The 24,628-nt window shown below is 64.8% G+C and carries 12 protein-coding genes; 6 read left to right on the top strand and 6 right to left on the bottom strand.

The genetic code is table 11. The features are described 5' to 3' along the window. Nucleotide 1: 1 nt before the first annotated feature. Nucleotides 2–1,036 carry a lipopolysaccharide heptosyltransferase II gene (gene waaF / locus CAG29_RS20805; RefSeq protein ID WP_085640364.1) on the bottom strand — a complete coding sequence of 345 codons (1,035 nt, stop codon included), beginning with the start codon at nt 1,034–1,036 and terminating at the stop codon, nt 2–4. A 181-nt stretch (nt 1,037–1,217) separates the two neighbouring features. Continuing rightward, nucleotides 1,218–4,157, bottom strand: a complete 2,940-nt coding sequence (gene glnE / locus CAG29_RS20800; RefSeq protein ID WP_085695067.1) for a bifunctional [glutamate--ammonia ligase]-adenylyl-L-tyrosine phosphorylase/[glutamate--ammonia-ligase] adenylyltransferase — start codon at nt 4,155–4,157, stop codon at nt 1,218–1,220. Between the two features lie 383 nt (nt 4,158–4,540). Between glnE and aceE the strand changes: the two genes are divergently transcribed. From aceE to msrA, 5 genes are all read left to right on the top strand, one after another. Further along, complete coding sequence (aceE, locus tag CAG29_RS20795; RefSeq protein WP_085585318.1) at nt 4,541–7,186, top strand: pyruvate dehydrogenase (acetyl-transferring), homodimeric type; 2,646 nt, start codon at nt 4,541–4,543, stop codon at nt 7,184–7,186. 11 nt (nt 7,187–7,197) lie between these two features. Further along, the gene (gene aceF, locus CAG29_RS20790; protein ID WP_085640368.1) at nt 7,198–9,162 is read left to right on the top strand and encodes a dihydrolipoyllysine-residue acetyltransferase; all 1,965 of its coding nucleotides are present in this window, start codon (nt 7,198–7,200) and stop codon (nt 9,160–9,162) included. 278 nt (nt 9,163–9,440) lie between these two features. Beyond that, a complete protein-coding gene (locus tag CAG29_RS20785) occupies nt 9,441–10,838 on the top strand; it encodes an alkaline phosphatase D family protein (RefSeq protein ID WP_085640370.1) in 1,398 nt (465 codons plus the stop codon). Nucleotides 10,839–11,074: 236 nt separating this feature from the next. Next, nucleotides 11,075–13,771 (top strand): GGDEF and EAL domain-containing protein, encoded by a 2,697-nt coding sequence (locus tag CAG29_RS20780; RefSeq protein ID WP_085585324.1) that lies wholly within the window; start codon nt 11,075–11,077, stop codon nt 13,769–13,771. A 119-nt stretch (nt 13,772–13,890) separates the two neighbouring features. Beyond that, nucleotides 13,891–14,556: a peptide-methionine (S)-S-oxide reductase MsrA gene (msrA, locus tag CAG29_RS20775; protein ID WP_085585326.1), complete on the top strand. Its 666-nt coding sequence runs from the start codon at nt 13,891–13,893 to the stop codon at nt 14,554–14,556. Between the two features lie 54 nt (nt 14,557–14,610). On the opposite strand, the gene CAG29_RS20770 is transcribed toward msrA, so the two are convergent. From CAG29_RS20770 to putP, 4 genes are all read right to left on the bottom strand, one after another. Then, nucleotides 14,611–15,450 (bottom strand): 23S rRNA (adenine(2030)-N(6))-methyltransferase RlmJ, encoded by an 840-nt coding sequence (locus tag CAG29_RS20770; RefSeq protein ID WP_085585328.1) that lies wholly within the window; start codon nt 15,448–15,450, stop codon nt 14,611–14,613. Between the two features lie 97 nt (nt 15,451–15,547). Beyond that, complete coding sequence (locus tag CAG29_RS20765) at nt 15,548–16,294, bottom strand: DUF4123 domain-containing protein (protein WP_085585330.1); 747 nt, start codon at nt 16,292–16,294, stop codon at nt 15,548–15,550. Beyond that, nucleotides 16,239–18,254, bottom strand: a complete 2,016-nt coding sequence (locus CAG29_RS20760) for a type VI secretion system tip protein VgrG (protein WP_085695066.1) — start codon at nt 18,252–18,254, stop codon at nt 16,239–16,241. Before CAG29_RS20760 ends, CAG29_RS20765 begins: the two co-directional genes overlap by 56 nt. Before the next feature lie 362 nt (nt 18,255–18,616). Continuing rightward, a complete protein-coding gene (gene putP, locus CAG29_RS20755) occupies nt 18,617–20,101 on the bottom strand; it encodes a sodium/proline symporter PutP (RefSeq protein ID WP_085585334.1) in 1,485 nt (494 codons plus the stop codon). 458 nt (nt 20,102–20,559) lie between these two features. Between putP and putA the strand changes: the two genes are divergently transcribed. After that, nucleotides 20,560–24,513 carry a trifunctional transcriptional regulator/proline dehydrogenase/L-glutamate gamma-semialdehyde dehydrogenase gene (putA, locus tag CAG29_RS20750; protein ID WP_085695065.1) on the top strand — a complete coding sequence of 1,318 codons (3,954 nt, stop codon included), beginning with the start codon at nt 20,560–20,562 and terminating at the stop codon, nt 24,511–24,513. Nucleotides 24,514–24,628 lie beyond the last annotated feature (115 nt).

Here is a 24,628-nt window from a genome sequence, read left to right as displayed (position 1 = left end):
CTTAATGAACCTCGACCACGTTGCCCTGCAAACGCAGCAAGGCGTCGGTCACCGCATCCGGCATCAGTTGGCGCAGGCAGTTGTAGTGGCCGAACCGGCAGGTGCGGTCGAAGCACGGGCTGCACTCCAGACCCAGCCGCACGATTTCCACCTGGTCGGCCAACGGCGGGGTGAAGCCCGGCGACGTCGAGCCGTACACCGCCACCAAAGGGCGGTTCAGCGCGGCGGCCACGTGCATCAGGCCCGAATCGTTGGACACCACCGCGTCGGCGCAGGACATCAGGTCGATGGCCTCGGCCAGCGACGTGCCGCCGCTGAGGTTGACCGATTCCTCGCGCAGGCCGGGAATCAGCCGGGCGCGGATGTCTTCGCCGACCGCGTGATCGTTCTTGGAACCGAACAGCCAGACCTGCCAGCCTTCGCGGATCCGCGCCTCGGCGACCTTGGCGTAATGCTCGGACGGCCAGCGCTTGGCTTCGCCGAACTCGGCGCCGGGGCACAGCACCAGCACCGGGCGGTCGAGGGTCAGGCCGAACTTGGCCAGCGCCGCTTCGCGGGTCACCGGGTCGATCTGCAGGCTCGGGCGCGGATAGGGCTTGGGCAGTTCGGCGTTCGCGTCATAGGCCAGCGCCATGAAGCGCTCGATCATCAGCGGGTAGCGTTCTTTGTCGAGGGTGCGCACGTCGTTGAGCAGGCCGTAGCGGAACTCGCCGCGCCAGCCGGTGCGCTTCGGGATACCGGCGAAGAACGGCACCAGCGCCGACTTCAGCGAGTTCGGCAGCAGGATCGCCTGGTCGTACCGGCCGGCCAGGGACTTGCCGATCCGCCGACGGGTCGCCAGTTCCAGCACGCCATGGCCGAGCGGGAAGCTCAAGGCCTGGCGCACCTCTGGCATGCGCTCAAGGATCGGCCGGCTCCACTCGGGGGCCAGCACGTCGATCTCGCACTGCGGGTGACGCTGCTTCAGACACTGGAAGAGTGTCTGGGCCATCACCATGTCACCGACCCAACTGGGCCCAACGATCAGAATATTCATGTGGTTTCCAAAAACGAACCGGGGAGGCATCACGCCTCCCCGCCTCGAGAGTTCTACAAACACTGTAGAGCCACTGTGGGAGCCGGCCTGCCGGCGATGGGGCCGTCGCATCCGACATCGGTGCGGGCCTGCCATCCGCTTTCGCGCCCACAGGGATAATCAATGTGGCGACAGAGCGGTGTCAGCTCAACCCCAGCCCGCGCCAGATCCGCATCACCTGTCGCCGTTCGTCCGCGAACTGGTCGCCCGGTATCACCCCGGCCTCTTTCTGCAAGGCCTGCCGGTGGGCGGCGGAGCGGTAGGCCTTGTAGGCCTCGCGCAGCAGCGCGGCGTCTTCGACGGGCATCAGCCCTTCGTGCTCCAACTCCTCCAGGATGCGGATGTTGTCCGTCCAGCGCAGCAGCGGCGGGTGCTTCTGCGACCACGCCAGGGCCGCGTATTGCACCATAAATTCAATATCGACGATACCTCCGGCGTCCTGCTTGAGGTCGAACGGCGCCGTGGCCTCGAAGGCATTCGCCCCGGTGCCGGCGGCGGTGGCCTTGCTGCCGAGGTTGTCGCGCATCTTGGCGCGCATCTCGCTGACTTCCTGGCGCAGCGTCGCCGGATCCCGCGCCTTGCCCAGCACTTGGGCGCGCACGCCCTCGAAGGCCTGGCCGACATCCTGGCTGCCCACCAGCACCCGCGCCCGCACCAGGGCCTGATGCTCCCAGGTCCAGGCTTCGTTTTCCTGATAACGGGCGAACGCCCCCAGCGAACTCACCAACAGGCCCGACGCCCCGGACGGCCGCAGGCGCATGTCCACCTCATAGAGCTGGCCGGAGTTGGTCTGCGCCGTCAGCAGATGGATGATCCGCTGGCCCAGCCGGGTGAAGAACTGCGCGCCGTCGATCGGCTTCGGCCCGTCGGTCTCCGCCTGGGGGTCGCCGTCATGGATGAACACCAGGTCCAGGTCCGAACCATGCCCCAACTCGATGCCGCCGACTTTCCCGTAACCGACAATGATGAAGCCGGGATCGCACAACGTGCCGTCGGTGCGCAGCGGCGTGCCGTACTTGGCCACCGTCTGGCGCCAGGCCAGGGCCAGCACCTGCTCCAGGATCGCCTCGGCCAGCCAGGTCAGGTAATCGCTGACCTTCATCAAGGGCAGGCTGCCGGCGATCTCGGAGGCCGCGACACGCAGGCGGTGCGCCAGCTTGAAGTGGCGCAGCGCTTCCATCTGCTGTTCGAGGTCGTCCTCCGGGATCCGGGTCAGGCGCTCGCGCAGTTCGGCCGCCAGCTCCGGGGCCAGCGGCGGCTTGAACAGCCGGCCTTCGTTGAGCAGTTCGTCCAGCAGCAGCGGGAACCGGGTGATCTGCTCGGCGATCCACGGGCTGGCGGCGCACAGGGTCAGCAGGCGGCGCAAGGCGCCGGGGTTTTCCGTCAGCAGCACCAGGTAGGCCGAACGCCGGGCCACCGCTTCGACCAGCGGCAGCACCCGTTCCAGCACCAGATCCGGGTTGTCGTGCTCCACCGCTTGGGCCAGCAGGCGCGGAATGAAGGCATCGAGGCGCTCACGCCCCAAGCGCTGCATCGCCCGCAACTGGGCGCTGCCGCGCAGGTTGGCCAACGCCTTCAGGGCCTTGGTCGCGTCCGCGAACCCGGCCTCCTCCAACTGACGGCAGGCGGCCTCTTCATCCTGGGCCTCCTCCCACAGCGGCAGCCATTCGCCGCCGACCGCCACTTCGCTCGGGGCACCCTCTTCCTCGTCCGGATCGGCGATCACCTGGGCGAAATGCCAGGCCACCCGGTCGCGCCAGAACATGAGCTTTTCGTGGAAGGCGTCCCAATCGGCGAAGCCGAGCATGAAAGCGATGCGCGCCTGGTTCTGGGCGCCGTCCGGCAGCATCTGGGTCTGGCGGTCGGCGATCGCCTGGATGGCGTGCTCGGTGTAACGCAGGAACAAATAGCCTTCGCGCAACTCGCTGACCACCGCCGGCGGCAGGTAGCCTTGCCCCTCCAGCGTGGCCAGCACCTTTAATAGAGGGCGCTGCTGCAGGCTGAGGTCGCGGCCGCCGTGGATCAGCTGGAAGGCCTGGGCGATGAACTCGACTTCGCGGATGCCGCCTGCGCCCAACTTGATGTTGTCGGCCATGCCCTTGCGCCGCACTTCCTGCTGGATCAGCTGCTTCATGGTGCGCAGGGCTTCGATGGCGGAGAAGTCCAGGTAGCGCCGGTACACGAACGGACGCAGCATCTCCAGCAACTGCGCGCCGGCCGCCTGGTCGCCGGCCACCACCCGCGCCTTGATCATCGCGTAGCGTTCCCAGTCACGACCCTGGTCCTGGTAGTACTGCTCCAGCGCATTGAAGCTCAGCACCAGCGCCCCGGACGAGCCGTAAGGGCGCAGGCGCATGTCGACGCGGAACACGAAGCCGTCGACGGTCATCGGGTCGAGGGCCTTGATCAGGCGCTGGCCGAGGCGGATGAAGAATTCCTGGTTGTCCAGCGGCCGTTTCACGCCGACGGTCTCGCCCCCTTCGGGGTAGGCGAAGATCAGGTCGATGTCGGACGACAGGTTCAGCTCGACCGCGCCGAGCTTGCCCATGCCGAGGATCACCATCGGCTGCGGCTGGCCGCTGCGCCGGCCGGTGGGCGTGCCGAACTGGGTGCAGTGGCGCTCGTACAGCCAGCGGTAGGCCTGGTCGATGCAGGCGTCGGCCATGTCCGAGAGGTCGCGGCAGGTCTGCGCCAGGTCGGCCTGGCGGGTCAGGTCGCGCCAGATGATCCTTACCTGGTGCCGGGCGCGCTGACGGCGCAGGACACGCCCCAGTTCGTCGTCGGTCTGCGCGGCGCTCACGGCGTCGGCGATCTGCCCGCACAGCTCGCCGGGGGCGAACGGCCGGTCCAGTTCGCCGCAGCGCACCAGCGACAGCAACATCAAAGGGTCACGCAGGCTCTGTTCAATGACGAAGTCGCTGGCCGCCGTGACTCGGGCGAATTGTGACCAGCGCTCGGGCGTCCAAGTCGAAAGGCCATGGTCGTCGTCCAGGACACCGACGGCGGCACGGAACGACTGCTCGGATCGGCTGACCAACGGCAGGAGAATGGCGGGCAGTTCGGCAAGCGCAGGCAGGGTCATGGTCTATCCTTGATCGGCGTGTGAACGGCCGTTTGTAGTGACGAGTGAAAAACCGCTACGCGAAGGAGTGTCGAACAAAAGTGAGAAATAGCTGAAATTTCTTTCTCTTTGGCAGCCAGCATCAAACTTTCACCTTCTTCAGATGGAAAACGACCAAGCTTAACGATTATTCTCACAACGCAGTCCGAGGCCACAAGCCTTTCATCTGTAGTTTTACTACTCGTCTATACATCCGGGAGGCTGAAATGCCGGATCATTTGTAGTAAAACTACACGCCGCCGGAACAACCTGTCGGCAATCCAAGAATTTTAAATCGTCTGCCCACAAGGCCAGTCGCAACTCAGGCAACCGATTCTGGAAGCCTTTCCGCCCTGGAGCAAGCCATGCAAGACCTCGATCCCGTCGAAACCCAGGAATGGCTGGACGCCCTGGAATCGGTTCTCGACAAAGAAGGCGAAGACCGTGCTCACTATCTGATGACCCGTATGGGCGAACTGGCGACCCGCAGCGGCTCGCAGCTCCCTTACGCCATCACCACGCCTTACCGCAACACGATCCCCGTCACCCACGAAGCACGCATGCCAGGCGACCTGTTCATGGAACGCCGCATTCGCTCGCTGGTGCGCTGGAACGCGATGGCCATGGTAATGCGCACGAACCTGAAAGATTCTGACCTGGGTGGTCACATCTCCAGCTTCGCCTCCAGTGCGACCCTGTACGACATCGGCTTCAACTACTTCTTCCAGGCCCCGACCGACGAGCACGGCGGCGACCTGATCTACTTCCAGGGCCACACCTCTCCGGGCGTCTACGCCCGTGCGTTCATGGAAGGCCGCATCAGCGAAGACCAGATGAACAACTTCCGTCAGGAAGTCGACGGAAACGGTCTGTCGTCCTACCCGCACCCATGGCTGATGCCTGACTTCTGGCAGTTCCCGACCGTGTCCATGGGTCTGGGCCCGATCCAGGCGATCTACCAGGCGCGCTTCATGAAGTACCTGGAGCACCGCGGCTTCATCCAGCCGGGCAAGCAGAAAGTCTGGTGCTTCCTGGGCGACGGCGAGTGCGACGAGCCGGAATCCCTGGGCGCGATCTCCCTGGCCGGCCGCGAGAAGCTGGACAACCTGATCTTCGTCATCAACTGCAACCTGCAGCGCCTCGACGGCCCGGTCCGCGGCAACGGCAAGATCATCCAGGAACTCGAAGGCGTGTTCCGCGGCGCCCAATGGAACGTGACCAAAGTCATCTGGGGCCGTTTCTGGGATCCGCTGCTGGCCAAGGACGTCGACGGCATCCTGCAGCGCCGCATGGACGAAGTCATCGACGGCGAATACCAGAACTACAAGGCCAAGGACGGCGCGTTCGTCCGCGAGCACTTCTTCAACACGCCTGAACTCAAGGCCATGGTCGCCGACCTGTCCGACGACGAGATCTGGAAGCTCAACCGTGGCGGCCACGACCCGTACAAGGTCTACGCGGCGTACCACGAAGCGGTCAACCACAAAGACCAGCCGACCGTTGTCCTGGCCAAGACCATCAAGGGTTATGGCACCGGCGCCGGCGAAGCGAAAAACACCGCGCACAACACCAAGAAGGTCGACGTCGACAGCCTGAAGCTGTTCCGCGACCGCTTCGACATCCCGGTCAAGGACGAAGACCTGGAAAACCTGCCGTTCTTCAAGCCGGAAGAAGGCAGCGCCGAAGCCCGTTACCTGGCCGAGCGCCGCGCCGCGCTGGGCGGTTTCGTGCCGCAGCGCCGCGCGCAGAGCTTCAGCGTGCCGACCCCGGACCTGGACACCCTCAAGGCCATCCTCGATGGTTCGGGCGACCGTGAGATCTCCACCACCATGGCGTTCGTGCGCATCCTCGCGCAACTGGTCAAGGACAAGGAAATCGGCCCGCGCATCGTGCCGATCATCCCGGACGAGGCCCGTACCTTCGGCATGGAAGGCATGTTCCGTCAGTTGGGCATCTACTCGTCCGTCGGTCAGCTCTACGAGCCGGTCGATAAAGACCAGGTGATGTTCTACAAGGAAGACCAGAAAGGTCAGATCCTTGAGGAAGGCATCAACGAAGCGGGCGCCATGAGCTCCTTCATCGCGGCCGGTACTTCGTACTCCAGCCACAACCAGCCGATGCTGCCGTTCTACATCTTCTACTCGATGTTCGGCTTCCAGCGCATCGGCGACCTGGCCTGGGCGGCCGGCGACAGCCGTACCCGTGGTTTCCTGATCGGCGGCACCGCCGGCCGCACCACCCTCAACGGTGAAGGCCTGCAGCACGAAGACGGTCACAGCCACATGCTGGCCGCGACCATCCCGAACTGCCGCACCTACGATCCGACCTACGGCTACGAGCTGGCGGTGATCATTCAGGACGGCATGAAGAAGATGACCGAAGAGCAACAGGACGTCTTCTACTACATCACCGTGATGAACGAGTCCTACCAGCAGCCAGCCATGCCGGCCGGTGCCGAAGAAGGCATCAAGAAAGGCATGTACCTGCTGGAAGAAGACACCCGCGATGCGGCGCACCACGTTCAGCTGATGGGCTCCGGCACCATCCTGCGCGAAGTGCGTGAAGCGGCGAAGATCCTGCGTGAAGAGTTCAACATCGGCGCCGACGTGTGGAGCGTCACCAGCTTCAACGAACTGCGTCGCGACGGCCTGGCCGTAGAGCGCAGCAACCGTCTGCACCCGGGCCAGAAGCCGAAGAAGAGCTATGTCGAAGAGTGCCTGAACGGCCGCAAGGGTCCGGTCATCGCCTCCACCGACTACATGAAGCTGTTCGCCGAGCAGATCCGTCAGTGGGTGCCGTCCAAGGAGTTCAAGGTCCTGGGCACCGACGGCTACGGCCGCAGCGACAGCCGCAAGAAACTGCGTCATTTCTTCGAAGTCGACCGTCATTTCGTGGTGTTGGCAGCCCTGGAAGCCCTGGCTGACCGCGGCGATATCGAACCTAAGGTGGTGGCCGAGGCCATCGTCAAGTTCGGCATCGACCCGGAAAAACGCAACCCACTGGACTGCTGAGGAGAAACTCTGTGAGCGAACTCATTCGCGTACCTGACATCGGCAGCGGTGAAGGTGAAGTAATCGAACTGTTTGTGAAGGTCGGCGACCGCATCGAAGCCGACCAGAGCATCCTGACCCTGGAATCGGACAAGGCCAGCATGGAAGTGCCGGCCCCGAAGGCCGGCGTCATCAAAAGCCTGAAAGTGAAGCTGGGCGACCGCCTGAAGGAAGGCGACGAGCTGCTGGAGCTGGAAGTCGAGGGCGCCGCCGCTGCGGCCCCTGCGCCTGCCGCCCCTGCTGCTCCGGCCGCCGCGCCTGCCGCTGCACCGGCTGCCGCCCCTGCGGCAGCTGCAGCCCCTGCTGCCGCTTCGGTGCAGCAAGTGCACGTGCCGGACATCGGTTCGTCGGGCAAGGCCCAGATCATCGAGATCCAGGTCAAGGTCGGCGACAAGGTCGAGGCTGACCAGTCGCTGATCACCCTGGAATCCGACAAGGCGAGCATGGAGATCCCGTCGCCCGCCGCTGGCGTGGTCAAGGCCATCAGCGTCAAGCTCAACGACGAAGTCGGCACCGGCGACCTGATCCTGGACCTGGAAGTGGCGGGCGCTGCGGCCCCTGCCGCCGCTCCGGCCCAGGCGGCTGCCCCGGCGCCCGCCGCTGCCGCGCCTGCCCCGGCTGCCGCCCCTGCGGCGCCGGTGGCCGACAGCGTCCAGGACATCCACGTTCCGGACATCGGCTCGGCCGGCAAGGCCAAGATCATCGAAGTGCTGGTCAAGGCCGGCGACAGCGTCGAAGCCGACCAGTCGCTGATCACCCTGGAATCCGACAAGGCGAGCATGGAGATTCCATCGCCTGCCGCCGGCGTGGTGGAAAGCGTCTCCATCAAGCTGGATGACGAAGTCGGCACCGGCGACCTGATCCTGAAGCTGAAGGTCAAGGGCGCCGCTCCGGCTGCTGCCCCGGCTCCAGCTGCCGCTGCTGCTGCCCCAAGCGCTCCGGCACCAGCCGCTGCTGCTCCGGCTGCCGCTGCACCTGCCGCTGCCGCTCCGGTCGCCGCCCCAGCCAAACCGGGCGCCAAGGTTCACGCAGGTCCGGCCGTGCGTCAGCTGGCCCGCGAGTTCGGCGTCGAGCTGAGCGCCGTGAGCCCGAGCGGTCCGCACGGTCGCATCCTGAAGGAAGACGTGCAGGTCTACGTCAAGGCCATGATGCAGAAGGCCAAGGAAGCCCCGGCCGCCGCTGCCGGCGCGACCGGCGGCGCGGGCATCCCGCCGATCCCGGCCGTGGACTTCAGCCGCTTCGGCGAGATCGAAGAAGTGCCGATGACCCGCCTGATGCAGGTCGGCGCCGCCAACCTGCACCGCAGTTGGCTGAACGTGCCGCACGTGACGCAATTCGACTCGGCGGACATCACCGAGCTGGAAGCTTTCCGCGTCGCCCAGAAAGCCGTTGCGGAGAAGGCCGGCGTCAAGCTGACCATCCTGCCGCTGCTGCTCAAGACCTGCGCGCACCTGCTCAAGGAACTGCCGGACTTCAACAGTTCGCTGGCCCCGAGCGGCAAGGCGATCATCCGCAAGAAGTACGTGAACATCGGCTTCGCCGTCGACACCCCGGATGGCCTGCTGGTGCCGGTCATCAAGAACGTCGACCAGAAGAGCCTGCTGCAACTGGCTGCCGAAGCCGCTTCCCTGGCTGAGAAAGCCCGGACCAAGAAGCTGTCGTCGGACGAGATGCAGGGCGCCTGCTTCACCATCTCCAGCCTCGGCCACATTGGCGGCACCGGCTTCACGCCGATCGTCAACGCGCCGGAAGTGGCGATCCTCGGTGTCTCCAAGGCAACCATCCAGCCGGTCTGGGACGGCAAGGCCTTCCAGCCGAAGCTGATGCTGCCGCTGTCGCTGTCCTACGATCACCGTGTGATCAACGGCGCCGCCGCCGCACGCTTCACCCAGCGCCTGGGCAGCCTGCTGGCGGACATCCGCACCATCCTGCTGTAAAACGCTCGGCCCTCCCGCCACGGAGGGCCGAACGCCGCACGATTTCGGGCGCCACACGCCCGTACCTCAACCCCGCCTTTGGCGGGGCTTTTTTTGCCCTGAATACCCGCCTTCGCAGCGCTTATTCCCACAAGCCACGCTGACTTCGGCCACAGCCCGGGTCGACTTCCCGTCGATATTTTTTTAAGCCCCGCAACTAACCTTGGCGCGCAAAAGTTCACCCAGAAACTTCATTGCCTGTTTCTTTTTGTTCCACCTACATTCGAATGGATTCGAACATGTTCAAACCGACCGTTGGGCCGATTCTCGGCCACGTAACAACTCATCACGCCCGGATATTCATTCGCGGCGAGCACAATGGAAACACACCGGTATTTGCCGGTGTCCGCTATCGAAAGATCGGCGAAGCGCGTTGGTCAAACGCAACTTTCGTCAAACTCGATGCATGCAGTGACATGTCAGGCGTCGTGGCGCTCAACAACTTGAGCGAAGACACCGAACACGAATACCAGGCGGGCTGGTTCAGCCCGATGAGTCCGGCGCACACCGTGGAGAGCGTCGCGGAGTTGCCGCTGCAATGGCCCAGGGCGACCTATCGCCTGCGTACGCGCTCGGGCAAGCGGTCGCAGCCCCGGGCCTATGTCGTGGGTTCGTGCCGCTACTTGCGGATGACCGCCGGCATCGCCACGCTGCCCGCTCTGGGTGACCGGATCTTCGCGTCGATCCATCGGCTGGCCCATGATGCGCAACCGCCGGTGAGCGCCATGCTGATGACCGGGGATCAAGTCTATGTCGATGACCTGAACCGGATCGCGCCGGATCGGGAACACGAGGACATTCATAAAAAGTATCGAACTGCGTTCTCTCAACCGAACATTCGGCAACTAATGTCCGGCACTTCCACTTACATGATCCTCGATGACCACGAGATCGAAGACAACTGGCCGGCCAATGCCACAAAGAACGATCACGCGTTGTTTCGCAATGCCATGGCCGCCTACGAAAGTTACCAGGTCAGCCATAGCCCGGCACATGAGCTGGATGAACAGTCGCAAATCAATCGCGCGAAACCCGAACGCTATTGGTATCGGTTCGCCGACGGTGACATCGAATGGTTCGTGACCGACAGCCGCACCCGGCGCAACCTGGCAGCCGGCGACCGGCGCATCCTCGACGAGGAACAGGAGCAGGCCCTGCTCAAGTGGCTGATCCACAGCCCGGCGCGGGTGAAGTTCGTGGTCACCAGCGTGATGTTCTACCCGGACCGCAAGCTCAACGGCGACGATGCCTGGATGGGTTTCCCCGAGCAGCGCCTGCGCCTGTTGGAGACCATCCGCCGGCACAGGATCGAGAATGTCGTGTTCGTCAGCGGCGACGTGCACGGCTCGCTGACCGCCCGCCTGAGCCACAGCGAAGATCCGGACTTCGAGGTGCACACCGTCGTGTCCTCGCCGCTGCACAACAGCATGCTGTTGCCCTACGCCAAGGCGTCCACCTTCATCCTCGACAAGCCGCTGGCCTGCACCGCGACCGGCGATTACCGACATGAACTGACCGGTCAGGTGATCAGCCAGGACAATTTCGCCCACCTGGTGGTGGAGGCCGACCGTCTGCAGGTTCACTATCACGACCGCGACGGCAAGCGTCTGCAGTCGGTCAGCATCCCGCTGCGCTGATCCGCCAGCACTGCCGTTCCGTGAGCAAAAGGCTCTGGGACGGCACTCTTGCGCCACCCCCGGATTGTTTTTCGCGGCCCGCTGGAGAAATGCGCCGGTCAGCCGACACATTCTTATAGCACTTGGCCTTCATCTCTCTTGTCAGTCGGTGCCGCAATGATGCAACCTTGCCGCAGGCAACAGTAAAGAGGGCGAGAGCCCGGCGCGTTCAGCATATTTCCAAGCGAGTTCCCTTCATGAAGAGCCAACCCGATGCCGCCAGCCGTATGGTGGCCGAGGTAGTGACGCAGTTGCCTGTGCCCTCGCGGCTCGGCATGCTGCGTTTCGAGCGCCTGAATGAAGCGAGCTGGGCGATGCTGTTCCTCGACCCCAACTGCGAACGCCAGTTCGGCCAGCCGGCCGTCGAGCTCTGCGCCCTAGTCGGCTCGCCCTACGCCAGCCTGATGGAGCCGGAGGCGCGCTATCAGCTGCACGACACGATCCAGCAGCAACTGAGCGCGAGCCCCCATTACCTGGTGCGCTACACCCTGCACACCGCCGCCGGCGTGCTGAGCGTGCTGGAACTGGGAGAGGCCTACAAACAGCACAACCGCCATCTGCTGCGCGGTTACCTGCTGGTGGTCGACGATGTGTTCGACGACGTGCCGGCGCTGCCCTCCGTCGACCTGGAAACCCAGAACTCACGCCTGCAGATCGCCCTGGAACTCAACCAGCGCGCCCAGCAGGAACAACTGCAGCACCTGGAGCGGGTGCGCGCCCAGCAGGACCTGATCCTGCTGCTGGCCCGCCAGCGCTACAGCAGCCACAACTCGCTGCAGGAAGCGGCCGAACTGATCACCCGCTGCGCCTGCGACATCTATGAGATCGACTGCGCCAGCCTGTGGAACCTCGAAGGCCAACAGTTGGTGCCGATCTCGGCCTACCACCGCGCCAGCCAGGAATACCTGCTGCCGGACGTGATCGACGTCAGCGGTTTCCCCGACTACATGGAGGCGCTGCACAGCAGCCGCGCCATCGACGCCCACAATGCGATGCACGACCCGCGCACCCGCGACATGGCCGAAGCCCTGCGCCCGCGCGACGTCAATGCGATGCTCGACGCCAGCATCCGGGTCGACGGCCAGGTGGTCGGCGTGCTCTGCCTGGAGCAGACCGGCGTGACCCGCGCCTGGCAATCCGACGAGATCGCCTTTGCCGGCGAACTGGCCGACCAGTTCGCCCAAGTCATCAACAACCACAACCGACGCACCGCCACCAGCGCCCTGCACCTGTTCCAGCGAGCGGTCGAGCAGAGCGCCAACGCCTTTCTGCTGGTCAACTGCGAAGGCGTGGTCGAGTACGTCAACCCCAGCTTCACCGCCATCACCCAGTACACCACCGAGGAAGTCCACGGCCAGCGCCTGTCTGAGCTGCCGGCCCTGGAGAACCTCAGCGAGCTGCTGTTCGACGCGCCGTCGGCGCTGGCCAAGAGCAACAGTTGGCAGGGCGAATTCAAGAGCCGGCGCAAGAACCTCGAACCGTACTGGGGGCAACTGTCGATCTCCAAGGTCTACGGCGACAACCGCGAGTTGACCCATTACATCGGCATCTACGAAGACATCACCCAGAGCAAGCTGGCGCAGCAGCGCATCGAACGCCTGGCCTACACCGACAACCTGACCAACCTGGGCAACCGCCCCGCGTTCATCCGCAACCTGGACGAGCGCTTCGCCCGAGACAGCGATACCCCGATCAGCCTGCTGCTGGTGGACATCGACAACTTCAAGCGGATCAACGACAGCCTCGGCCACCAGACCGGCGACAAGCTGCTGATCAGCCTGGCCCGGCGCCTGCGCAACAGCCTGAGCCCGAGCGGCAGCCTGGCGCGGTTCGCCAGCAACGAATTCGCGGTGCTGCTGGACAACACCGACCTTGAGGCCGGCCAACAGATCGCCAGCCAGCTGCTGATGACCCTCGACAAACCGATGTTCGTCGACAACCAGCTGATCAGCGTCACCGGTTCCGTGGGCCTGGCCAGCGCGCCGCTGCACGGCCGCGATCCGCAGACCCTGATGCGCAACGCGGGCCTGGCGCTGCACAAGGCCAAGGCCAACGGCAAGCATCAGGTGCAGGTGTTCACCGAAGCCTTGAACGCCGAGGCCAGCTACAAGCTGTTCGTCGAGAACAACCTGCGCCGGGCCCTGACCCAGAACGAACTGGACGTGTTCTACCAGCCCAAGCTGTGCCTGCGCAGCGGCCGGCTGCTGGGCATGGAAGCGCTGCTGCGCTGGAACCACCCGGAGCGCGGCATGATCCGCCCGGATCAGTTCATCAGCGTCGCCGAAGAAACCGGGCTGATCATCCCGATCGGCAAATGGATCGCCCGCCAGGCCTGCCGCATGAGCAAGGCCCTGACCGCCGCCGGCCTGGGCAACCTGCAGGTGGCGATCAACCTGTCGCCCAAGCAGTTCTCCGACCCGGACCTGGTGGCGTCCATCGCCAACATCCTCAAGGAAGAAGCGCTGCCGGCCAACCTGCTGGAACTGGAACTGACCGAAGGCCTGCTGCTGGAGGCCACCGAAGACACCCACCTGCAGCTCGACCAGCTCAAGCGCCTGGGCCTGACCCTGGCCATGGACGACTTCGGCACCGGCTACTCGTCGCTCAGCTACCTGAAGAAATTCCCGATCGACATCATCAAGATCGACCGCAGCTTCATCCATGAGATCCCGGACAACCAGGACGACATGGAAATCACTTCCGCCGTGATCGCCATGGCCCACAACCTGAAGCTGAAGGTGGTGGCCGAAGGCATCGAGACCGCCGAGCAGCTGGCGTTCCTGCGCCGCCACCGATGCGACGTCGGCCAGGGCTACCTGTTCGACCGGCCGATCCCCGGCGCCGAACTGATCGGCACGCTCAAGCGCTACCCGCGCGGCCCGCTGTCCCTGTAAGCCCTGCCCCGGCCCGGATGGGCCAATCCCACATCGTTTGGCTAGTGATTAACTCGGCATCATTGGGCACACTGGCGGTCTGCTGATTGAACATCCCATCCTGACTGAGAGGAACGATCATGGTTCTGCGCTCGGAAATTCTGGTGAACAAAAACGTGTTACCGACTCAAGATCAAGCCCTGCCCGGCCGCGAAACCCCGATGGCCCTGCCCGAAAACCATTTCGTCTTCAAAGACACCCCGCTGCTCGGCCCGTTCTTCGACGATGTCGAGTTCGCCATTTTCGGCCTGGGTTGCTTCTGGGGCGCCGAGCGCCGCTTCTGGCAGCGCGAGGGCGTGGTCAGCACCGTGGTCGGCTACGCCGGCGGCTACACGCCGAACCCGACCTACGAAGAAGTCTGCTCGGGCCTGACCGCTCACGCCGAAGTGGTGCTGGTGGTGTTCGACAAGGCGAAAGTCAGCTACCAGGACCTGCTGAACATGTTCTGGGAACTGCACAACCCGACCCAAGGCATGCGCCAGGGCAACGACATCGGCACCCAGTACCGTTCGGTGATCTACGCCACCACCCCGGAGCAGCTGGATGCGGCGAACAAGAGCAAGGCTGTGTACCAGGCCGAGCTGAACAAGGCCGGCCTGGGCGAGATCAGCACCGAGATCGAGCAGGCCCCGACCGTGTACTTCGCCGAGGCCTATCACCAGCAGTACCTGGCGAAGAACCCGGAAGGCTACTGCGGAATCGGCGGCACCGGCGTGTGCATGCCGCCGAGCCTGGCGGGCAACTAAGCTTGAAACCGTGGCGAGGGCGTTGCTCCCTCGCCACAACTGGTTAAATGTTGATCAGCTCTCGGCGATCAACCAATCCATCTGCCAGCCGCCCTGGGTCTGCCCAAGCTTCTTGGACAGCCACGGCAGCAGCTCGCGCAACTCCTCTTCCAGCCCCCACGGCGGATTGGCGATCGCCAGTCCCGAGCCGTTCAGGCTGTTGGGCGTGTCCAGGGGATGCACCAGCAGTTCGACCCGCAGCAGTTTCGGTGCGCCGGTGCCGGCCAGATCCTGGTAGAAACGGCGCAGGGCGCGCTGGTCCTTCACCGGGTACCAGATCGCCGCCACGGTCTGACGCATCCGCGAGATCGCCTCTTTCAGGGAAGCGGCGCAGCGCTGCATCTCGTCGAGCTTCTCGAACGGCGGATCGATCAGCATCACCGCACGTTTTTCGGCCACCGGCAGCAGCGCCCGCGCCACGTGCCAGCCTTCGCCCAGGTGCACCGCCACCCGACGGTCGCCCTTCATGTTGTCCTTGAGCAGCACGCCGTCCTGCGGGTGCTTCTCGTTGAGCAACACCCGATCCTGCGGCCGGGTCAGGCGCCGCGCCAGTTCCGGCGAGCCGGGGTAGTAGCGCAGCTGGCCGTCCGGGTTCATCTCGTGCAGCACCTGCATGTAGTCGGCGGTCAGCGCCGGCAGGTCAGGCTGGTTCCACAACCGTGCGATGCCTTCCAGGTATTCGCCGGTGCGGTTGGCCTGATCGCCCTGCAGGTCATACAGGCCGATGCCGGCGTGGCTGTCGAGATAGGCAAACGGCTGCTCCTTGCGCGACATCAGGGCGATGAGGCGGGTCAAGGTCAGGTGTTTGAACACATCGGCGTGGTTGCCGGCATGGAAGGCGTGACGATAATTCATGGTGGCTCCTGCGAGGGCCGCAAAGTTTACCTTTTACCGGGCGGCAAGTCAGGGGGCCGCAGCCGAACGGGCCGCTAAGGCCCCTCGCCCGCCAACCTCACTGCGTTTCCTCCAACAGGTAATCCAGCAGCGCCGTTTCCGACGCCTCTTGCGACACCGAAACCCGATAAAACCTTGCGACCTTGTGGCGCAGCACATCGGCTGGAAATGCCTGGGCCAGCGCCGGATGCGCCTCGTTCAGCCACTGCAAAGCGTTGCGCATCCGGACATCGCCGCCGAACGACGCCAGCAGCCCTTGCGGCACCCGCCACCAAGGAAAGGCACACCCCGAGGCTTGCCCCCGGCCACCGACCGTCACCGCCCGGCCATTGACCAGGGCACGCCCGAAGACCGCCAGCAGCGTCTCCGCATCGACCTCAGGCGACGCCAGGATCGGCAACAGGAAGCGCCCGTCCCAGAACCGGAAGAACGCCGGGCGCCCATCCGACAGAAGCACTTGCGTCAGGCTGCAAAGATGCGCGGCCACTTCTTCAAGGCTTGCCGAGGACACCCCCAGCCACCCCCAATCCTCAGACTCGGTGCTCGCCGCCCATTCCAGAAACTCACTGTCGGCGGCAACGACTCCCACGTAAGGCATCACCGCTTCCCACTCGGAAAATGCCGTTTCCGCCCAGACCGGTGTCGGCGCCTGCGAGGGCCAAGCCTTGAGCGGCTCTCCCGCGCTGGCACCGCTCAACACCGCAAACAACTGTTCCGAAGGCTTCAGCGGCTCAGCCGCCAGCCATTGATCAGGTCGCACAGATTCCCTCCTTGCACCGCTCGCACTCTTCGCAGAACGGCGCATCACTTTTCAGGCTCATGATTTGCGCGGCGGTCAGGATCGCCGCCGGCGCTGCCGCCAACCCCGCCGCCTGCCCCGCCACCGCCGGGGCCGCCGCCATCGGCGCCATCGGCGCGCCGCCCACCTGGATCGGCACGCTGCTGAAGATCCCGCCGGGGCCGATATTGATCCACTGTCCGCCCGCCTGGATCGTCGCGCTGGCGCCGCCGTCGATCACCACCTGCTGGCCGGCGCTGACGTGGAACTGTGCACTGGCGCTGAACGCCTGACTGCTCACGCGGACATGCCGGTCGCCGGTCACCGTGAGGTGGTCGTCCTGCTTCACCTCGGCCTGGCGCCGGCCGTGGGTGATGCGCTGTTCGTCGGCCTTCAGTTCGTGCTTCGCCAGACCGGTGACGACGACGCTGCGCTGGTTGTCCACCCGCACCTGTTGGTCGTGCAGCACATGCTGCGTCCAGTTGCGCTGGGCGCGCAGGTAGATTTCCTCGGCGCCCTTGCGGTCCTCGATGCGCAGTTCGTTGTAGCCCCCGCCGCCGGGGCTGCTCTGGCTGCGGAACACACTGCGGGTCTTGTCTGCCGGAAGCTCCAGCGGCACTGGGGTGGCGGCGTTCGGCAGGCAGCCCATGACCAGCGGCTTGTCCGCGTCGGCATCGACGAACCCCACCAGCACTTCCATGCCGACCCGCGGGATCAGCACGCTGCCGTAGCGGTCGTGGGCCCAACCGGTGGCGACCCGCAGCCAGCAACTGGAATGCTCATTGAGTTCGCCGTCCCGGTCCCAGGCCAGTTGCACCTTGATCCGCCCGTACTCGTCGCAGTGGATCTCGCTGTCTTTCGGCCCGGTGACGACCGCCGGCTGGTAGCCGGACATCCGCGGTTTTTCCGGAACCGCTGACGGGCGGAAGAAGACGTCCCACGGCGTGGCGAGAAAAGTGTTGCGGTAACCCTGGAACGCTTCCCCGTCGCTGGTGACCGATTCCTCCAGCACCTGTGGCTGGCGCCCCCGGTGCTCGACGGCGGTCAACAGCCACAGGTCGTTCCAGTCCTGGCGTGGATGCTCGATCAGTTGCAGGAAATGTCCGCTGAGCAACGCGGATTCGTCGCTGTGCCCCTCCGCCAGGCAGTGGTCGGCCAGGTGCCGCTCCAGGGTTCGCCGGGCCATTCGCTTGCCGGCCTCCCGCTCGGTGAACTGGCCGGGAAAGTGATAGTCCTCCAGCACCGGCCGCTGCTCGCTGTCGACCCGGGCCTCCAGGGACAGCTGCGGCTTTTCGAAATCGTAGTCACGGCGGGTGACCACGCTGGTGCGGGTCTCGACCCGGACACTCAGGCGCTTGACCGCCGGCGCCGCGGCGGCCATGCCGCTGCCCGGCAGGTAGGGCGTCGCCCCGGCCAGGCGGGGAAACACGGTCTGGTCATCGCCGAACACCAGCAGATGCCCTTCCGGGCTGTGCTGAAAGTGGAAGTGAATGCCGACTTCGCCGCACAGCCGCTGAATGAACGTCAGGTCGCTTTCGGCGTATTGCACGCAGTATTCCCGGGGCGGGTATTCGCTGCCCAGACGGAATTCGAAGGCATCGCGCAGGATCCCGTGATCCTTGAGCACCTGCGCCACGATCTGCGGCACGCTTTGCCGCTGGAAGATCCGTTGGTTGATTCGGTGCCCGAGGTACGCCAGGCGCGGAACGAGGCTGACGTGATAGCGGGTCAGACGCTTGCCCGAATCCCCTTGGCCGACGCGATGGATCTGACCGTGGATGCCGGATCCTTGCACACCGAAATTCAGAAACGCCTGACGGTGCAGCAGGCTTTCGAGATCCAGGTCCGGTCGTTCGCTGACCAGTTCCAGGTCGAAGCGAAAAGGTTGGCTGATGGCTTCCTTGCCCGTGAACTCAAGCACTTTGAGGTCATAGTGGGCGCCTTCGAGGGTCAACGTGAAACGCGGTTGATGGGCAGGCGCGAACATCCGATGTGTCTCTGCAGAATGAAGGCGGGCGATTCTGCATGAGGGGCCAAGACTGGAGAGCCAGTGACAGGAAAATCAGATTTGCCCTACTTGAAACTTCGATCTCCCCTTCAAAAATCAGCGCTTTCAACTACAGACACATCCCTCAAATACATCGCTGAATCTGTGGGAGCTGGCTTGCCAGCGATGAGGTCGGCAGATTCGACTGTTCGCTGACCGACACGCCGCCATCGCTGGCAAGCCAGCTCCCACAGGGTTCTCCAATACTCTTGAAAAATTGCAGGCATGAAAAACGGCCCGCCTCCGGGGGGGAGACGGGCCGTTTCAGGTCAGGCAATGGGCTGAGGCTCAGCCCGTCGCCCTCACTTGTTCAGGTGGTAATCCTGCTCGGCCGCCTCGAAGCGCTGAACCATGCCGGCGCTCGGCTGGCCCATCAGGCTGACCAGGTAGATCGCCAGGCTGGCGAAGATGAAGCCCGGGATGATTTCGTACAGGCCCAGCAGTTCGAAATGCTTCCACACGATCACGGTCACCGCGCCGACCAGGATGCCGGCCAGGGCGCCGTTGCGGGTCATGCCCTTCCAGATCACCGAAATCAGCACGACAGGGCCGAACGCCGCACCGAAACCGGCCCAGGCGTAGGACACCAGACCCAGCACGCGGTTTTCCGGGTTGGCCGCCATGGCGATGGCGATCAGCGCCACCAGCAGCACCATGGCGCGGCCGACCCACACCAGTTCCAGCTGCGAAGCGGACTTGCGCAGGAAGGTCTTGTAGAAGTCTTCGGTCAGGGCGCTCGAGCACACCAGCAGCTGGCAGCTCAGGGTGCTCATCACCGCCGCCAGGATGGCCGACAGCAGCACACCGGCGATCCACGGGTTGAACAGCAGCTTGGCCAGTTCGATGAACACACGCTCATGGTTCTCGCTGACCGGAGTGGCCACGGCCGGGTTGGCCGAGAAGTAAGCGATGCCGAAGAAGCCCACAGCCACGGTGCCGCCCAGGCACAGGATCATCCAGGTCATGGAGATGCGGCGGGCGTTGGCGATGGATTTCACCGAGTCGGCGGCCATGAAGCGCGCCAGGATGTGCGGCTGGCCGAAGTAGCCCAGGCCCCAGCCCATCAGCGAGATGATGCCGATGAAGGTGGTGCCCTTGAGCATGTCGAAGTTGCTCGGGTCGTTGGCCTCGATGGCCAGGAACGTGGTGTCCACGCCGCCGGTGGCCAGCAGCACGATGATCGGCGTGAGGATCAGGGCGAAGATCATTAGGGTGGCCTGGACGGTGTCGGTCCAGCTCACCGCCAGGAAGCCGCCGACGAAGGTGTAGGCGATGGTCGCCGCAGCGCCGGCCCACAGCGCGGTCTCGTAGGACATGCCGAAGGTGCTTTCGAACAGGCGGGCGCCGGCCACGATGCCGGACGCGCAATAGATGGTGAAGAACACCAGGATCACCACCGCCGAGATGATCCGCAGCAGGCCGCTCTTGTCTTCGAAACGGCTGGCGAAGTAGTCCGGCAGGGTCAGCGCATCGCCGTTGTGCTCGGTCTGCACCCGCAGGCGGCCGGCGACGAACAGCCAGTTCAGGTAGGCGCCGACGATCAGGCCGATGGCGATCCAGCTTTCGGACAGGCCGGACATGTAGATGGCGCCCGGCAGGCCCATCAGCAGCCAGCCGCTCATGTCGGAGGCACCGGCGGACAGGGCCGTCACGACGCTGCCGAGGCTGCGGCCGCCAAGAATGTAGTCGGAGAGGTTGTTGGTGGAGCGATAGGCCATGAAGCCGATCAGCACCATTGCTGCGATGTAGATCACGAACGTGATCAGTGTTGGATTGCTTGCGCTCATTACGTTTCGGCCCTGGCTTTGTTTTTATGTAGCGGCGGCGGTTGCACCGTCTGCAGACTGACGCCTGAAGGACGAAATGCACGGCCGCGCATTTATGACCGATGTTTCCCCAGGAAAGCCATCGGCCGATGCACCGGGTTGTCCCGGTTGCACCTAGGGCGCGAATCCTATGCAACAAAACAGAACAGGTGCAACCTGTTTCTTGGGAATCAGTTGCACCTACATCGCTTTTTCGGACGAAACGGCTGTTTTTGCCCCCAGCCTGGCGCATTGTCTGCACGACGCCCCCGCGAAAGCAGCACGCTAGAGCGGTCACTTCAAGCCAGAAAATAATTCCTGACGAGCTGCCGATAATTCCGACAAAAAATGGGTTGCACCCGGTTGCACCTCTTCCGGGCCGAAGCTAATCTTGCCGCCAGCTGTTGCCGCGCAATTGCGGCACCTATGAGGATAAGAATATGGCTACCACCACCCTTGGGGTCAAACTCGACGACCCGACCCGCGAGCGCCTGAAAGCCGCCGCGACCTCGATTGACCGCACGCCGCACTGGCTGATCAAACAGGCGATTTTCAATTACCTGGAAAAACTCGAGGGTGGTGCAACCCTGAACGAGCTCAACGGCCTGGCCGTCAAGGACGCCGATGACGCGGGCGAAGTCCACGTGGACCATGCCCACCAATGCTTCCTCGAATTCGCCGAAAGCATCCTGCCGCAATCGGTGCTGCGCGCCGCGATCACCGCCGCCTACCGCCGCCCCGAGCCGGAAGTGGTGCCGATGCTGATCGAACAGGCCCGCCTGCCGGCGCCGATGGCCGAAGCCACCAACAAGCTCGCCGCGACCATCGCGGAAAAACTGCGCAACCAGAAGAGCGCCGGCGGCCGTGCCGGCATCGTCCAGGGCCTGCTGCAGGAATTCTCCCTGTCGTCCCAGGAAGGCGTGGCGCTGATGTGCCTGGCCGAAGCGCTGCTGCGCATCCCGGACAAGGGCACCCGCGACGCCCTGATCCGCGACAAGATCAGCACCGGCAACTGGCAGCCGCATCTGGGCAACAGCCCGTCGCTGTTCGTCAACGCCGCCACCTGGGGCCTGCTGCTGACCGGCAAGCTGGTCTCCACCCACAACGAAGCGGGCCTGACCTCGTCCCTGAGCCGCATCATCGGCAAGAGCGGCGAGCCGATGATCCGCAAGGGCGTGGACATGGCCATGCGCCTGATGGGCGAGCAGTTCGTCACCGGCGAAACCATCGCCGAAGCGCTGGCCAACGCGAGCAAGTTCGAAGCCAAGGGCTTCCGCTACTCCTACGACATGCTCGGCGAAGCCGCGCTGACCGAACACGACGCCCAGAAGTACCTGGCCTCGTACGAACAAGCCATCCACTCGATCGGCAAAGCCTCCCACGGCCGTGGGATCTATGAAGGCCCGGGCATCTCGATCAAGCTGTCCGCCCTGCACCCGCGCTACAGCCGCGCCCAGTACGAGCGCGTGATGGACGAGCTGTACCCGCGCCTGCTGTCGCTGACCCTGCTGGCCAAGCAGTACGACATCGGCCTGAACATCGACGCCGAAGAGGCCGACCGCCTCGAACTGTCGCTGGACCTGCTGGAACGCCTGTGCTTCGAGCCGCAGCTGACCGGCTGGAACGGCATCGGCTTCGTGATCCAGGCCTATCAGAAGCGCTGCCCGTACGTGATCGACTACGTCATCGACCTGGCGCGCCGCAGCCGCCACCGCCTGATGATCCGCCTGGTGAAAGGCGCGTACTGGGACAGCGAGATCAAGCGCGCCCAGCTCGAAGGCCTGGAAGGCTACCCGGTCTACACCCGCAAGGTGTACACCGACGTTTCCTACATCGCCTGCGCCCGCAAACTGCTGTCGGTGCCGGAAGTCATCTACCCGCAGTTCGCCACCCACAACGCCCACACGCTGTCGGCCATCTACCACATCGCCGGCCAGAACTATTACCCGGGCCAGTACGAGTTCCAGTGCCTGCACGGCATGGGCGAACCGCTGTACGAACAAGTCGTGGGCAAGGTCGCCGAAGGCAAGCTGAACCGTCCGTGCCGCGTGTACGCCCCGGTCGGCACCCACGAGACCCTGCTCGCCTACCTGGTGCGCCGCCTGCTGGAAAACGGCGCGAACACCTCGTTCGTCAACCGCATCGCCGACCAGTCGATCTCGATCCAGGAACTGGTGGCCGATCCGGTCGCAAGCATCGAGCAGATGGCCACCGTGGAAGGCGGCTTCGGCCTGCCGCACCCGCGCATTCCGCTGCCGCGTGACCTGTACGGCTCCGAGCGCGCCAACTCCAGCGGCATCGACATGGCCAACGAACACCGTCTGGCGTCGTTGTCCTGTGCCCTGCTGGCCACCGCGCACAACAACTGGAAAGCCGCGCCGATGCTCGGCTGCGCCTCCAGCAACGAAGCGCCGGCGCCGGTGCTGAACCCGGCGGACCACCGCGACGTGGTCGGCCACGTGCAGGAAGCCACCGTCGACGACGTCAACAATGCGATCCAGTGCGCCCTGAGCGCCGCGCCGATCTGGCAGGCCACCCCGCCGGCCGAACGCGCCGCGATCCTCGAGCGCGCCGCCGACCTGATGGAAGCCGAGATCCAGCCGCTGATGGGCCTGCTGGCCCGCGAAGCCGGCAAGACCTTCGCCAACGCCATCGCCGAAGTCCGCGAAGCCGTCGACTTCCTGCGCTACTACGCCGTGCAGGCCCGCAATGACTTCAGCAACGACGCCCACCGTCCGCTGGGCCCTGTGGTGTGCATCAGCCCGTGGAACTTCCCGCTGGCGATCTTCAGCGGCCAGGTCGCCGCCGCGCTGGCCGCCGGTAACCCGGTGCTGGCCAAGCCGGCCGAACAGACCCCGCTGGTGGCCGCCCAGGCCGTGCGCCTGCTGCTCGAAGCCGGGATTCCGGAAGGCGTGCTGCAACTGCTGCCGGGCCGCGGCGAAACCGTCGGCGCCGGCCTGGTGGGCGACGAGCGCGTCAAAGGCGTGATGTTCACCGGCTCCACCGAGGTGGCGCGCCTGCTGCAGCGCAACATCGCCGGCCGCCTGGACAACCAGGGCCGTCCGATCCCGCTGATCGCCGAGACCGGCGGCCAGAACGCGATGATCGTCGACTCTTCGGCGCTGACCGAACAGGTGGTGATCGACGTGGTGTCCTCGGCGTTCGACAGCGCCGGCCAGCGTTGCTCGGCCCTGCGCGTGCTGTGCCTGCAGGAAGACTCCGCCGACCGCGTCATCGAAATGCTCAAGGGCGCGATGGCCGAATCCCGTCTCGGCAACCCTGAGCGCCTGGCCGTGGACATCGGCCCTGTGATCGACGCCGAAGCCAAGGCCGGCATCGAGAAGCACATCCAGGGCATGCGCGACAAAGGCCGCAGCGTTTACCAGGTGGCCATCGCCGACGCCGAGGAAGTCAAGCGCGGCACCTTCGTCATGCCGACCCTGATCGAGCTGGAAAGCTTCGACGAGCTGCAGCGCGAAATCTTCGGCCCGGTGCTGCACGTAGTGCGCTACAAGCGCAAGGACATCGACCAGCTGATCGGCCAGATCAACGCCTCCGGCTACGGCCTGACCCTGGGCGTGCACACCCGCATCGACGAGACCATCGCCAAGGTGATCGACAACGTCAACGCCGGTAACGTCTACGTCAACCGCAACATCGTCGGCGCCGTGGTCGGCGTCCAGCCGTTCGGCGGCGAAGGCCTGTCGGGCACCGGCCCGAAAGCCGGCGGCCCGCTGTACCTGTACCGCCTGCTGTCCACCCGCCCGGCCGACGCCATCGGGCAGTCGTTCGCCCGCGGCGACGCGACCAACGCGCCGGACGTGCGCCTGCGCGACGCCATGGCCAAGCCGCTGGCCGCCCTGAAGGCCTGGGCCGACAGCAACCAGTACGCTGACCTCAGCACCCTGTGCGTGCAGTACGGCGCCCAATCGCAGAGCGGCATCACCCGCGTGCTGGCCGGCCCGACCGGCGAGCGCAACAGCTACACGATCCTGCCGCGCGAGCACGTGCTGTGCCTGGCGGACATCGAAGGCGACCTGCTGACCCAGCTGGCCGCGGTGCTGGCGGTGGGCGGCTCGGCGGTCTGGCCGGAGTCCGACACCAGCAAGGCATTGTTCGCACGCCTGCCGAAGGACATTCAGGCGCGGATCAAGCGCGTGGCCGACTGGAACAAGGACGAGACGGTGTTCGACGCCGTGCTGCACCACGGTCATTCCGACCAGCTGCGCGCGGTGTGCGAGCAGGTGGCCAAGCGCAGCGGCGCGATCGTCGGCGTCCAGGGCCTGTCCCAGGGCGAGACCAACATTGCGCTGGAGCGTCTGGTGATCGAGCGGGCGTTGAGCGTCAACACCGCCGCGGCGGGCGGCAACGCCAGTCTGATGACTATCGGTTAATCAGCGACTCTGCCAGCCACACAAAAATGGGCGCCCTCACCGGCGCCCATTTTTTTTGCCTCTCCATCACCGTTATCAATCTTCCTGTTCAGCCTTTATTCGCACACCTAGACTC

The sequence above is a fragment of the Pseudomonas sp. B7(2017) genome (assembly GCF_002112745.1).
Lineage (GTDB): Bacteria > Pseudomonadota > Gammaproteobacteria > Pseudomonadales > Pseudomonadaceae > Aquipseudomonas > Aquipseudomonas ekonensis.
Note: the sequence above shows the minus strand (reverse complement) of the source record. Positions and strands in the feature narration are given on the sequence as shown.